Annotated in this window: 10 protein-coding genes; 9 read left to right on the top strand and 1 reads right to left on the bottom strand. The window is 66.0% G+C overall.

Annotation, left to right across the window (positions count from 1 at the left end; translation table 11 throughout):
- Positions 1–18 precede the first annotated feature (18 nt).
- The 4 genes from ACOADB_RS01620 to ACOADB_RS01605 all read left to right on the top strand — a co-directional run bounded on the left by ACOADB_RS01620 (position 19) and on the right by ACOADB_RS01605 (position 6722).
- A complete protein-coding gene (locus tag ACOADB_RS01620; RefSeq protein WP_378596188.1) occupies positions 19–1506 on the top strand; it encodes an LAGLIDADG family homing endonuclease in 1488 nt (495 codons plus the stop codon).
- A gap of 228 nt (positions 1507–1734) precedes the next feature.
- A complete protein-coding gene (locus ACOADB_RS01615) occupies positions 1735–2388 on the top strand; it encodes a hypothetical protein (protein WP_378596165.1) in 654 nt (217 codons plus the stop codon).
- Complete coding sequence (locus tag ACOADB_RS01610; protein WP_378596164.1) at positions 2381–5668, top strand: DEAD/DEAH box helicase; 3288 nt, start codon at positions 2381–2383, stop codon at positions 5666–5668. Before ACOADB_RS01615 ends, ACOADB_RS01610 begins: the two co-directional genes overlap by 8 nt.
- 1 nt (position 5669) lies before the next feature.
- Entirely contained in the window at positions 5670–6722 is a 1053-nt protein-coding gene (locus ACOADB_RS01605; protein WP_378596163.1) for an Eco57I restriction-modification methylase domain-containing protein, read from the top strand.
- 48 nt (positions 6723–6770) lie between these two features.
- Here the strand turns inward: ACOADB_RS01605 and ACOADB_RS01600 are convergent, their stop codons facing one another.
- The gene (locus ACOADB_RS01600) at positions 6771–7265 is read right to left on the bottom strand and encodes a hypothetical protein (protein WP_378596162.1); all 495 of its coding nucleotides are present in this window, start codon (positions 7263–7265) and stop codon (positions 6771–6773) included.
- A gap of 339 nt (positions 7266–7604) precedes the next feature.
- Between ACOADB_RS01600 and ACOADB_RS01595 the strand changes: the two genes are divergently transcribed.
- The 5 genes from ACOADB_RS01595 to ACOADB_RS01575 form a co-directional block, all read left to right on the top strand.
- Positions 7605–8435 (top strand): TnsA-like heteromeric transposase endonuclease subunit, encoded by an 831-nt coding sequence (locus tag ACOADB_RS01595; protein ID WP_378596161.1) that lies wholly within the window; start codon positions 7605–7607, stop codon positions 8433–8435.
- 41 nt (positions 8436–8476) lie between these two features.
- Positions 8477–10585, top strand: a complete 2109-nt coding sequence (locus ACOADB_RS01590; RefSeq protein ID WP_378596160.1) for a hypothetical protein — start codon at positions 8477–8479, stop codon at positions 10583–10585.
- Positions 10585–11643, top strand: a complete 1059-nt coding sequence (locus ACOADB_RS01585) for a TniB family NTP-binding protein (RefSeq protein ID WP_378596159.1) — start codon at positions 10585–10587, stop codon at positions 11641–11643. Before ACOADB_RS01590 ends, ACOADB_RS01585 begins: the two co-directional genes overlap by 1 nt.
- Complete coding sequence (locus ACOADB_RS01580) at positions 11640–12974, top strand: hypothetical protein (RefSeq protein ID WP_378596158.1); 1335 nt, start codon at positions 11640–11642, stop codon at positions 12972–12974. Before ACOADB_RS01585 ends, ACOADB_RS01580 begins: the two co-directional genes overlap by 4 nt.
- A partial coding sequence (locus ACOADB_RS01575; protein ID WP_378596157.1) for a TniQ family protein occupies positions 12958–13360 on the top strand: 403 nt, incomplete at its 3' end. The genes ACOADB_RS01580 and ACOADB_RS01575, both read left to right, overlap by 17 nt.

The raw sequence follows: 13360 nt of genomic DNA, 5'->3' as shown, positions 1-13360 counted from the left end.
CGCGCCGACAAGAAGCCGATGATGAGCGACCTTCGCGAGTCGGGTTGCCTGACGGCCGACACCCGGCTGATGCGAGCGGACACCAATGCCGAGATCACCCTCGGTGAGCTGATGGCGACCGGCGCGACCGATGTGCCGGTCTGGGCGCTCGACGACCGGCTCAAGCTGGTGCCGCGCACCCTGACCCACGCCTTCCCGAGCGGCACGAAGCCGGTCTTCGAGGTGACCCTCGCCTCCGGTCGACGAGTGCAGGCCACGGGCAACCACCCGTTCTTGACCTACAACGGCTGGATGCCGCTGGCCGAACTGCCCGAGGGCAGTCGCGTCGGCGTGATCCGGCACGTGCCGCCTCCCCTGGAGATCACGCCGCGGGACGCCGACGAGGTGGTCGTGCTGGCGCACATGCTGGGTGACGGATCCTTCGTCAAGCGCCAGCCGATCCGCTACGCGAGCCAGGACGAAGCGAACCTCACCGCGGTGACCGAGGCGGCGAGCCGCCGGTTCGGGATCACGGCCATTCGGGATGAGTACGCCGCCGCGCGGGTCACCACGCTTCGCCTGCCGGCGCCGTATCGGCTCGCCCGTGGTCGGCGGAACCCGATCGCCGCCTGGCTCGACGAGGACGGCCTGTTCGGGCTTCGCAGCCACGAGAAGTTCGTTCCGGACTGGGTGTTCTCGCTGCCGAAGGAACAGGTCGGCCTGTTCATCCGGCACCTCTGGGCCACCGACGGATGTGTCCACTGGGACGAGAAGCGCCGCCTCGGACGACTCTTCTACGCGTCGACCAGCCGCCGTCTCATCGATGACCTCGCGCGCCTGCTCGGCCGGTACAACGTGTTCACTCGGGTCAAGCGGGTGCGCAAGGAGGGTTACCGCGATGGTTTCCACCTCCACATCTACGGCGTCGCGAACCAGCTGCGGTTCATCGACGAGATCGGCGTCCACGGCGCGCGCGGCGTCACCGCCGCTCGTATCGGCGAGCTGATTCGCGAGGTGCAGCCCAACACCAACGCCGACACGATCCCGGTGGAGGTGTGGGACGACGTGCGGTCGATCCTCAGCGACGAGGGCATCACCCACCGCGACTTCGCGGCCGCGATGGAGACCCAGTTCTCCGGCTCCACCATGTGGAAGCACTCTCCCAGCCGCGAGCGCCTGGCCAAGGTCGCGACCGTGCTGGACTCTGCGGACCTCGAGGTTCTGGCCACCAACGACGTCTACTGGGACTCGATCAAGTCGATCGAAGCGGTGGGCGAGAAGCCCGTGTACGACGCCACGGTGCTGGGTGTCCACAACTTCGTCGCCGAGGGCATCGCCCTCCACAACTCGATTGAGCAAGATGCCGACATGGTGATCCTGCTGCACCGCGAGGACGTCTACGAGAAGGAATCGACCCGCCCCGGCGAGGCCGACCTGATCGTGGCCAAGCACCGTAACGGCGCCACCCGCGACGTCACCGTGGCCTTCCAGGGTCACTACAGCCGCTTCGTCGACATGGCCCACTGAGAGCTGCCCCTGTCGAGATGCAGTGAAGTTGGAAATTGCCTACGTGTTGTTGAACAACTCGCGTTATGTCGGGCGCCATCCGCGATGGAGCGCGAGCTTGTGGGTCCGGGCCGATAGATTCGGGATGAGACGTCGTCGGATGGCAGAACGTGGAGTGCTCGTGAGATCACAGCTGGATCGCGGGTGTGCTGCTGTGCTCGAAGCGTTGGCCGAGCGCGGGAGACGCGCGTGACCATCACACAGCCGATCCTCGGCGAGCAGGCTGTGAGGTCGCGGCACCGGGTGAAGACCTACGGCGAGGTGTTCACTCCGCGTCACATGGTCGACCAGATGCTCGATCTGGTCGCGGAGGACCTGGAGACCGGCCCGGATTTCGTCGACAAGACGTTCCTCGAGCCGGCGGCGGGCCATGGCAATTTCCTCGTCGCGATCCTCCGCCGCAAGCTCCACGCGATCGAGAAGCGGCTTCCCGCTGAGGCGTGGGCGACCGAGTCGCTCTTCGCGCTCGCCTCGATCTACGGGATCGAGCTCCTCGAGGACAACCACCAGGACGCCAAAGCGGTCATGCTCGCCGAATTCCACAGCTTCCACCATGCCCACGGCACGCCCTGCGGCCCCGAGACCGATCTGCACAGAGCCGCGGTCTTCCTGATCGAGACGAACATCGTGCGAGGCAACACCCTGACCGGACGGAACCCCCACGGAGAGGACCTCCAGCTCTCCTGGTGGCATCGAATCGACGGAAAGCCCGGCGAGGTCCAGCGCGATCCGTTTACGCTCGCCTCCCTGCGTGACGACGCCGGCTTCGACTTCACCGTCTACGCCCGATACCGGGCGTGCCGGATCGACAAGGTCCACGAACCAGAGAAGCCCGATGCCTAGCCCGAAGATCAGCACCTATCGCGAGATCGTCCCCCTGATCTATTCGTGGCGGACACCGGACATCCCGAAGTACGACGGCTGGGAGAAGATCGGCTACACCGAGCAGGAGAGCGCTGACGCTCGCATCGCTCAGCAGGCCTCGCAGCTTTCGGTCGAGAAGCAGAAGGTGTGGTCGCGCCGGGCGCTGTTCACCTCCGAGGCCGGCGGGCGCTTCAAGGACACCGACTTCCACGACTACTTGAAGCAGCAGGGCGTCGAGCGCGAGACCCATCCGCGCACCGAGTGGCACCACTTCGCTCCAGCGCCGAAGTCGTCCCTGGACTACTTCAACGACTTCGCGGGCCAGGACTTCCCTGAGTTGCCTGTCACCGGTGGCGAGCAGGAGTACGAGCTGCGGCCCGAGCAGCAGGCGGCCGTTGACCAGGCGGTCGCGGCCTTCAAAGGCGGCGATGACGAGGTGCTGTGGAACGCCAAGCCTCGTTTTGGAAAGACCCTGACGACCTACGACTTGATTCGGACCCTCGACCTGCGCAAGGTCCTGATCGTCACGAACCGTCCGGCGATCGCGAACTCCTGGTTCGACGACTTCTCGCGCTTCATCGGCCACCAGACGACCTTCAAGTTCGTCTCGGACTCTGCGTCGCTTGCTTCACGCACACCGATGACACGGGATCAGTGGCGCGCCTACTCGCTCAACCATCAGGACGACGACCCGCGCATCGTGGAGTTCCTTTCACTTCAGGACCTCAAGGGGTCGCAGTACTTTGGCGGCACCTACGACAAGCTCAAGCACATCGCCCAGTTCGACTGGGACCTGCTGGTGATCGACGAGGCTCACGAGGGCATCGACACCACCAAGACCGACGTCGCCTTCGACCAGATCAAGCGGAAGTGGACGCTGCACCTGTCGGGTACACCGTTCAAGGCGCTCGCATCCGGAAAGTTCGGTCCGGATCAGATCTTCAACTGGACCTACGAGGACGAGCAGGTCGCTCGTCAGGGCTGGGTCGACGACGGGAAGGAGAACCCGTATGCGGCCTTGCCGACGCTCAATCTCCTGACCTATCAGGTCTCGCGCATGATCGCGGACCGCTTGGCCGAGGGCGTCGCCGTCGCCGAGGACGAGGCGAACATCGACTTCGCCTTCGACCTCGGCGAGTTCTTCGCGACCAAGGAAAGCGGCTTCTTCGAGCACGAGGCCGAGGTCATCAAGTTCCTGGACTGCCTGGCGACCAACGAGAAGTACCCATTCTCGACCCCGGAGCTGCGAGACGAGATCCGGCACTCATTCTGGCTGCTCAACCGCGTCGCCTCGGCAAAGGCCCTCGAGAAGCTCCTCAAGAAGCACGACGTCTTCAAGGACTACACGATCGTCCTCGCCGCAGGCGACGGGAAGTCGGGTGAGGACGACGCAGATGTGGTCGCGGTCGGCAAGTCACTCGACAAGGTGCGGGCAGCCATCGCTGAGGCCGAGAAGCACGACGGCAAGACCATCACTCTGTCGGTGGGCCAGCTCACCACGGGCGTCACCGTGCCGGAGTGGACCGCGGTCATCATGCTGTCGAACCTGTCGTCGCCGGCCCAGTACATGCAGGCAGCGTTCCGAGCTCAGAACCCCTGCACTTTCGAGCGCGCCGGACACGTCTATCAGAAGCAGAACTCCTACATCTTCGACTTCGCGCCCGAGCGCACACTCCGGATCTTCGACGCCTTCGCCAACAACCTGCATGCGAACCCGTCGGGGGACCCGCAGGTCCGCCACGAGAACATCCGGACCCTGTTGAACTTCTTCCCTGTGCTCGGCGAGGACGCCGAGGGCCGGATGATCGAGCTCGACGCCGCGCAGGTGCTGACCTTCCCGCAGGTCTTCAAGGCCCGCGAGGTCGTGCGCCGTGGCTTCCTGTCGAACCTGCTCTTCGCCAACGTCGCCGGCATCTTCCGCTACTCCGAGCACGTCAAGGAGATCCTCGAAAAGCTCCCTACCGCCAAGCAGGGCAAGGTCAGAAACGGTGACCCCATCGAGATCCCGGTGCCAGCCCCTGTCACCGACTCGGACGGCAACGTCCAGGTCGACGTCGAGACCGTCATCAACCCCAAGGTCGAAGCGCTCGGCAAGCCTGTCTGGAATATCAACGACATCCCGCCGGCCGAACCCGACGCTCCGGCAGCCACCACCGCCACAGCGATCGCCAAAGCAGTGACCGAGCAGACCAAGGCCAAGCGCGAGGAACTGAAGGAGGAGTACTCCCTCACCAACAAACAGGTCGAGCGCGACGAGAAGCGCACCGAACAGGCCGTCAAGGATCAGGTTGAGCGCGCCTACACCGAGCACAACATCGCGACCAAACACCTCGACGACGAGCTGAAGAACGCCGCCACCGAAGCTGAGGCCGAGGCAGCTCAGGCCAAGAAGGTCGAGCAGGACCAGGCCTTCCAGGCGAACATCCTCGCCATCGTCAACAAGACGATGGAAGAGATCGTGCCCGAGGTCGTCACCCGCGAGGAGACCAAGAAGGAGCAGAAGCGGGCGAACCAGACCATGGACGACGCCCGCTCCCACCTCCGAGGGTTCGCCCGCACGATCCCGATGTTCCTCATGGCCTACGGCGACCGAGACATCCGACTGTCGAACTTCGACGACTACACGCCCGACGACGTCTTCGAGGAGATCACCGGCATCACCGAGGCCGAGTTCCGCCTGCTCCGCGACGGCCAGCAGGTCACCGAGGAGAACGGCGCGGTGACGACGATCCCCGGCCTGTTCGACGAAGCGGTCTTCGACCAGTCGATCCAGGAGTTCCTGGACAAGAAGCAGGCGCTGGCCGACTACTTCGACGACGCGCAGACCGAGAACATCTTCGCCTACATCCCGCAGCAGAAGACGTCACTGGTCTTCACGCCGCAGTCGGTCGTCAAGACGATGGTGGACATTCTCGAGGCCGAGAACCCGGGCATCTTCAGCGATCCGGGCAAGACGTTCGCCGACCTCTTCTCGACGGCCGGTCTCTTCCTCATGGAGATCGTGCGGCGCCTCGACACCGGCCTGGCAGCCGCTATCCCCGACCAGGATGAGCGCCTGCGACACATCCTCACCACGCAGATCTTCGAGATGAGCCACGACAAGATCTTCCATGCGATCACCGTCGAGGCCGTCTCTGGTGGCGTCCCGGAACGCAGGGCGTGGATCAAGGACTCCGGCCACTTCAAGGTGGGCAACCTCGCCAAGATGAGTGCGGCTGAACGGCAGACGGTCGTTGACGAGATGCTGGGAGACAGCTGACATGACGAAGAAGTTCGATGTGGTGATCGGCAATCCTCCCTATCAGGAGGAGGCACAGGGAGGGGGCACGCGCGACACGCCCATCTACCACCAGTTCATGGACGCCGCCTACGAGGTCGGCGCCAAGGTGGTTCTGATCACGCCGGCGCGCTTCCTGTTCAATGCAGGCTTCACGCCCAAGGCGTGGAACGAGAAGATGCTGGCCGACGAGCACCTGAGCGTGGCTCACTACGAGCCTGACTCGAACCAGCTGTTCCCAAGCCTTACCGACCCCATCAAGGGCGGCATCGCCGTCACCTATCGCGACTCGGACCTCAAGCTCGGCCCCATCGGCTTCTTCGCCAAGCACCCCGAGCTCAACACGATTCTGCACAAGGTCCGCGAGTCAGTAACGACCTTCATCGATGGGGAGGTGTCGAGTGGGCGTGCTTACGCCTTCACACAGGCCATGCACGATGCCTACCCGGAAGCAACAAGCGTCATGTCGAGTGACGCACAGTTCCGTGTCAGTACGAACGCCTTTGAGCAGCTCGCGTTCCTCTTTCACGAGACCAGGCCGGATGACGGCGATGACTATGTGCGACTCGTCGGAGTGATCAAGAACAGGCGCGCGTCGCGTTGGCTTCGCAGCGACTACCTCACCGGCCCTGAAAGCTTCGGCAAGTACAAGGTGTCGGTCCCTGCGGCGAACGGGTCGGGGTCGACCACCGACTTCTTCGGCGTCCCGCTGAACAATCCGACGGTCCTGGAGCCGCGGGTCGCGGTGACGCAGACGTTCATCACCATCGGGTCGTTCGACACCGAGTCCGAGGCACAGGCGTGCCTGAAGTACCTCAAGTCCAAGTTCGCCAGGACAATGCTCGGCGTCCTGAAGATCACCCAGCACAACCCGCGGAGCACGTGGAAGTACGTTCCGGCGCAGGACTTCACGAGCGCATCGGACATCGACTGGAGCAAGACCATCCCCGAGATCGACGCCGAGCTCTACGCGAAGTACGGGCTCGACGCCGACGAGATCGCCTTCATCGAGGCCAAGGTCACGCCCATGGAGTGAGCTTCGCCGCGAGCCTCAGAGGACTCCTTCACCGAGGCCGCGGCGACGTCATGACGACGCCAACGGATCGCGAGGATCGACCAGCACGGCCTCGCCACGTCGGTACGCGGACACACTCTCGACGAACCTCGTGAGTCCCTGGAGGTCGCTGTCCGTGATGAGGTCGAGGTAGCTGAAGGCGGCCTCGAGCGGGGCTTGCTGCGGCGGCATCAGGCTGTGCGCGAGGAACTTGTCGAAGCCGCCGTACCCGTCCAGGAGCCACTCGACCTGAAGGATCAGGCGCTCGATCTCAGCGACCGGGAGGGCGGGCGCATCGAGTCCGGTGGAGAGCTTGAGTTGTGCCCACGTGCGATGGAGTTGCGTGCGCTCCCTGCTGAACTTCGCGCGACAGGCTCCGCTGCAGAATCGCTGACGTCGGCCGCGCACGCCGGGCCGGAAGCGGACCTTCTTGCTGCATCCCGGCCGTGCGCAGGATGCAGTCTGGTCGAGCCGATCGCGCACGACCTCGATCTCCGCAGCAGTCAGAGGGCCAACCTGCTCCATGGAATTCGCCTCCTAACCATTACGCACGCGTGCGAATTAACGCACGCGCGGATCCGGATCCTTGGCCAAGCGTCATGGCTCATCATAAAGCGCACGACGCTTCAGCCTGGGCCGTGCGATTTTCTCGACGCACGCGCGAAACCGGCGTACGGTCTGCGTTAGGAGCATCCCGGACGCGGCTGAGGACGCAGAAGGGGCGCCGTTGCGCTAACAACGACGCCCCACAACGGGAGCCCCGAGGCCAACAGCGATGCAAGCGAAGGGGTCCGTCGTGACCGAGTCTATTGACGACTGCAGATTGGTTCCACCGAACGGACGGGAGCCTGCCGGCGGCCAGCCGTGAGCGCCGCGGTCTGGTTCGTCTCTATGGAGCGTCCGGGGTCTAGGGCGGAGTGGGACTGCGCGACGCTTGGCCCCCCGGACGCGACTGATCTCCTGCCGACCCGTAGGCCCTCGTCCGGGGACTTCTCCCGCCACATTCCGCGGCGTGCCCACGCCGCAACCACCGGCACGACCATCGAGCTCGAATCCGGCCTCGAGCATGACCTGCTGCGATGGCTCGACCAACGTGCTGACGTCACCTGGCTCGTCGCTCAGCCAGTCCGGTTTCACTTCCCCGCCACGGGACTCCGCCGCGCTGTGGCTCACACGCCGGACCTGTTGAGTCAGCACGCCGATGGCTCGGTCGCGCTTTGGGACGCACGGCCCACCGAGCGTCGTACCGACGATTTCCTGTTCAAAGCCGCGATGACCGCCGAGGCGTGCCGACGCGTCGGATGGAGCCACGAGGTGTTCTCCGGATTGCCCACCGCCACGCGGATGAACCTCCTCTGGCTCAACGGCTACCGCCGCCCGATGCCCTGGCACCCTGAGTGGTGCCGCGAGATCGAGAGCCTGCTTCGCCTGCGACCGTGGACGCTCGGGGAGCTCCGCGCTCGCGACGATGGGTCCGGCGAACTCGTCGCGACGCTGTGGCACCTCATTGCCTCGGGCAAGATCGAGTGCGACCTTGCGGCACCAATTCGTGAGCCGAGCGTGTTGGCGTGGCGCGAGGACTATCCGCCCATTAGTGAGGATGGGAGGCGCGCGTCCGCTGCTCCAGCAGTGCTGGACGCCATCCGGACCGGTGACGTCCTGCTCTCGACCCGACTGCGACGGGCACAGCTTTGAGCCGGCAGCGGATCGTCCTCAGGGTCGGCGAACGAGTGCTCATGCCGACCGGGATGGGCGTGGTGACCCGAATCCAAAGGGATGGCTACTCGATCGACGCCGCGAACGGCGCGATCCAGGATGTCGCCTGGACCGATCTCGTCCCGTTCGCCTCCCTCCACCCTGACGGCGAGAGGGCGATCCAACGCCAACTGAGCCCGTGGTGGGAACTGCTGCCCGAGGCAGCGCGACAGGAGGCGCTCGACCGGCTCGAGGTCGTCATGGAGATCATGACGGGCTTTCGCGATGGCCTGGTCGAGCTTGCGCGAGAGGGCGAACCCTTCGCTCCGTACGGTGAGTGGTACGGCGCGTCGCTCCACCAGAGGTGCCTGAGCATGGTCAACGAACTCAACCGCGAACGCGAGGCCGACCGGGCCCACCAGCGCCGCATCGTCAACGGCGAGCTGAAAGGTCGTCCAGCCAGCCTGAGCGGGGTCAAGAGGTGGATCGCATCCTACGAGCGCACCGGCCTGCTGGGACTCGTCGACGGCCGCAAGAGCCGCCGAGCCATGGGATTCGAGGTCCTGGATCCCGACTTCCGAGCCGCGATCCTCGAGATCGTTGAAACGTTCGATGGAGACCGCTCCGCCGTCAACAACAAGGAGATCCTGCGCCGAGCACGAGTGGCCATGAAGCAGGCTGGGAAGGTCGGCTACCCCCAGTCAGTTCGCGCTGCGGGCGAGTTCGTGTCGTGGCTGTTCAAGGAACGCGGACACACCACGCGCTCCCAGCGCAGCAACGCGATCCGCGGCACCTCGGGCAAGACCCATTTCCCGGCCATCCGCCCCGGACAGGTCGTCGCCATCGACGCCACGCGGGCAGACGTACTGGTCTGGGACCCCCTGCACGAACGGGCCATGTCGGTCGAGATCCTCACTGCCCTCGATGTCGCATCCCGATGCGTCCTGGCGTGCCGGGTGGTCCCCAAGAGCGCCGATTCCGTCGACGCAGGTCTGCTGCTGTACGACGTCATGCGGCCCTTCCACCTGGTCGTCGTGGGCACTCAGGTCTCGGACTGGCGTTGGGCCGGCGTCCCCGCGCTCTTGGATCTGAGTGGGCTCGCTACATCTGAACGTGGACCGCTCGCACCGATCGGCACGCTGCAGGGCTGTCACACCATCCCGGCTGTCTACCCGGAGGGCATCAGGTGCGACCACGGATCGATCTTCGTCTCGGCCCACTTCCGTGCACTGTGCGACGACCTCGGCATCGATCTCCTGCTCAGCCGCGGCCGGCGTCCATCGGACAACGCTCACGGCGAGAGGATCCACCTGACCTACGACGCGTTCTGGCAACAGCTCCCCGGCTACAAGTCCAACAACGTCTCCGGCCGCGGACGCAAGGTCGATCAGGAGCCGCTCTACACCGCGGCCGAGCTCGAAGTCCTCCTCCGACGGTGGATCGCCCTCGACTACCACCAGACCTGGCACGAAGGCATCACAGTCCCGGACGCACCGGGCACGAGGCTCTCACCCATCGAGTGCTTCGACGCTCTCTTGGAGGCAACGGGCCGCATCGACATTCCGGTTCACGGCCCACACGCGTTCCTGCCGATTCGCTGGGGAACCGTCAGCCACTCCGGCATCGAGTTCGACAACCTCGTCTACGACTCCAAGAGGCTCGACGACTTCCGCAACGTTCGCAACGGTCAGTACCGCGCCAAGGACCGCGCGATGCCGTTCTTCTACGACCCTCACGACGTGTCCCGTGTTTGGTGGATGGATCCCGACACGGAGGTGATCCACGAGATCCCCTGGCGTGGCAAGGATCGGCTGGAGGCTCCGATGACCGATGCCGTCCTCGCCGCAGTCCGAAAGCGCATCGCACGGCGCGGCGGCAACCTCGCCCTCAACAAGCGCAGCGTGGATGAACTGATTCTCAGGGAGTTGACCCAGCTCGTGGCCGAGCCGCCAACTTCCGAGACCAGGGCCCTGCTCTCTGCAGCGGCACGCCGCGTCGAGGCGTCGAGGCGGGATCACGATGAGGTGACCGCCGGGGCTGGTCTGTTCTACGACGGCGTGGTTACCCCTCTCCGCCCGCGTCGACCCGCCACTGACGACGGGTTCGACATCGACGCCGAGTGGCCGGACTACGACGAGGTTGGCGACTAATGGACGCCGAGCTGTGGCACCACCAAGCAACAGGACCGGCGGTTGCTGCGCCGCAGCCCGTCACGGCCGCCGATCTGGACGCCATGAGCCCCATGGGCAGGAGCACCTACGCCGACGCGGTGCGCGCTGCTCTGCGGGCGCAGTGTGTCTCCTCGCCCGTGCATGACGCCACCGCCACCGCGGTCGACCGCGCGCTGGAGTCCGCGCTCCTCGAGCCGCCCGGCGCCCGCACGATCCTGGCCCTCTCGGCGCCGTACACCGCCGGCAAGTCGACGCTCATCAAGAGCTGGGCGCAGGACCGGTACCGAACCTGGGCGAAGGCGACCCGATCGACCAGGCCCCGATGGACGCCGGCGCCTGGGGTCACTGCCGACCTGGTCCCGGTCTGCTATCTCACCCTCCTTTCGGAGTCGCGCAGCAAGGACCTCTACACGCAGATCCTCTCCTTCGTCGGCTACCCGGCCAGCGGCGTGGAGCGGACCCTCGCGCTGCGCGCGGTCAAGGCACTCCAGACGCACGGTGTACGTCTCGTCATCCTCGACGACGCGCACATGCTCCGCACCACCTCGGTCACTGGTCGCGCCACCTTGAACGCGGTCAAGCACCTCAACACCGAGCTCGGTGAGGTCGGGGGCGTCCTCATGCTCGTCGGCGCCGAACTGACCGGCGGTGACGTGCTCAGCGACCCCCAGATCCGCGGTCGGCTCTCCGAGCACACCCTCGCCCCTTACGAGGTCGACACGGCAACCGGACGCGCGCAGTGGCAACGATTCCTGAAGAACTGCGAGGACCTGCTCCTCCCATACCTGCCCGACGAGCAGCCAGGTCTGTTCTCGTCCCGTCTGGCCGGCTACCTGTGGCGCCGCACCCAGGGGTACGTAGGCGACACGACACGCCTGCTGATCGACGCAACCGCGACCGCGATCGAGACCGGTGCGCCACTCGACCGCGCCATCCTCGACCCGATCTGGGTGAGCCAGCGCGCACAGGACGCACAGATCGACCAGACCCGATCCAAGACCGCCAGGCGAGCCGCCTCCAGGCCGGCGGCCCGATGACGCCGCGGCTCCCGATCAGCATCGACCCGTACCCGGACGAGTCGATCGCCTCGATGCTGCGGCGCCTCAGCACGGCCACCGGCATCCCGGTCCACAATCTCCATCCGTGCGGCGTCAGCGACCGCCTCACGGATCGTCAAATGGGTGCCCTCGCTCGCACCCTGGGGCTGCCGCCGCGACGACTGCGCACCCACACCCTCCACCACCGGCTCGCTGGGCGGCACAGCCGAAAGCCGGCGAGCATCGAGCTCCGTCGCACCGACAGAATCATCTGCTCTGCATGCGGAATCGGCAGCCTGTGGAGCGGCCTGGTCTGGGTCAGCCACTGCCCGAGCTGCCAAGCCCTTCTCAACGAGGGCGTGACTGTCGACAGAGCGGTTCACGCACTGGAGATGCAGGACGCCTTCCTGCGATCGATGCGAGCACCAAACCTTGGGTTCGCCGATCGCCGCCTGCGGTTGCTGCGTCTCCTGCGTCTCCACGTTCACCTCGCCACCGTTCACGCCGCCACAGGTGCCCGACCGGCCGGGTCGTGGCAGGCCCCCGCCTGGATCGCCGGGTTCGCCGAACACGCCTGGCCGGCCAGCCGGACCGTCCAGGCAACCCGCGACCTGATCGGCGAACGCACGTTGACCCATCTCGGCGAGGCCCCAGCCCCGGAGGACGACTGCCCGGCGGCCCGTCAGGCGCTCCACGACCAGCTCCGCGGCTCCCGGATCACGGAGGCGGAGATCCCTGACTTCCTCCACCCCCGGCATCGAGCCTTGGACGTCGACGCGGCCGGCGAAGACCTCGGCCACGGCATCGCACGGGCCCTGCGCCGTGAAGCCATCCACGCAGCGACCGGAGCACGACCGACAGTCGCCCAGTTGGACGAGCGGTACGGCGACCTGCGCAAGCGGCCCATGACCGCGACCTGCGTCCAGCACCTTGGCAACACATCCGCTGGACTGCGGATCCTGGCTCGCGAGGCCGACCGACTCGCGCATGCTGGCATCCGCGACTACCGCTACCGACGCGCCGTCCTGATGACTCTGCATTCCGTCCCGATCTCGGCGCTCGCGCTCACAGCCGTGCCTCGCACGCCACGCGACCAGAGGCTGGCCGCCGCCTGGATCTGGCTGGAGCTCACCCAGGGCACGCTCGGGCTGAGCCCTCACCACGCCGGGATGCGACGGGAACTGCGCTCATTCGATCAAGCGCTCCTCGGGGAGGATCGGCTCGTCCTCATCGAGTACGGCCACCAGCTCCTCGGCGCCGTCGCCGCCGACGTCTCTCGTGACGCCCAACAGGCGGTCACCCGGGCAGCGAGACATGCCGATGCTGGCTGACCTGACACCGCTACCGGTCACCATCGCCCCCGTCGCCGGAGAAGCACTCGACGGATATCTCGAGCGGCTGGGAGCCGCGAACGCGCTCCCTCACCCCGTCCTCGTGCAGCGCCTCTCCGAAGCAGGCGCACCCACAGCCTTTCTGAGCGTCGCACCAGCGGAGCGGTTGATCGCGAACCTTGCTGCGCTGACCGGACTCGACCCGGTCGCGCTGCGGTGCTGCACATTGGCGAGCATGGTTGGCATCGACACCGACGGACTCGAGCCCGCGAAGAAGAACACCTGGCGTCGAGTCGCCGCCCGTGGCTGGCCGCCCGTTCACGGCACCGCGCTGTGCCCACGTTGCCTCGACGGCGACGGGATCTGGCAACTCAGCTGGCGCCACC

Origin of the sequence: Nocardioides sp. CPCC 206348, from assembly GCF_048654705.1 — a bacterium.
GTDB lineage: Bacteria > Actinomycetota > Actinomycetes > Propionibacteriales > Nocardioidaceae > Nocardioides.
The sequence above is the reverse complement of the archived record's forward strand: the minus strand, read 5'-3'. Positions and strand labels throughout refer to the sequence as shown.